This window comes from Helicobacter pylori SA213A (assembly GCF_000476275.1).
In the GTDB taxonomy this organism is placed as follows: domain Bacteria; phylum Campylobacterota; class Campylobacteria; order Campylobacterales; family Helicobacteraceae; genus Helicobacter; species Helicobacter pylori_CL.
On sequence record NZ_CBOM010000065.1, the window covers coordinates 1 to 566 of the forward strand.

Here is a 566-nt window from a genome sequence, read left to right on the forward strand (position 1 = left end):
GTTTCGTAAAGCGCTTTGCTTTTCTACGATTTGAGAAATCTCACTATTAAGCGCTTTAATGTCAATGATCTCTTTCGTGTCTTCTTGCTCCACATAGCGATTCACGGAGAGGTTGTAATCGTTTTCTTTGATTTTCTCAATATTAGCTAGGGTGCAAAAGTGCTTAACCTCTTTTCTTTCAATATAGGTTTGCAAAATCTTTTCTCGGTTGCGCGCTTTGAGCTTGTTTTTCTTGCCTTCTTTGACAAATTCCTTACTCGCATCAATGAAAAGCGTGGTGTCGTCTTTTTTGTTTTTCTTAAGCACTAAAATGCAAGTAGCGATACTCGTTCCAAAAAAGAGGTTGTCTGGTAAAGCGATCACGCAGTCAATGAAATTTTCCTTCACTAAATACTCTCTGATTTTCTTTTCGGCACCGCCTCTATAAAGCACCCCGGGAAATTCCACGATCGCAGCAGTGCCTTGATTGGATAAATAAGAAAGCATGTGCATGGTGAAAGCGAGATCGGCGGCGTTTTTAGGTGCTAGCGCACCGGCTTTGCTAAAGCGCTCGTCATTGATTAAAA

At 41.0% G+C, this 566-nt stretch carries 1 protein-coding gene; it reads right to left on the minus strand.

The window, feature by feature from the left end; all coding sequences use genetic code 11:
* The coding region (locus tag QT74_RS07915; protein WP_033765932.1) for a type I restriction-modification system subunit M at nucleotides 1-566 on the minus strand (566 nt) is incomplete at both ends.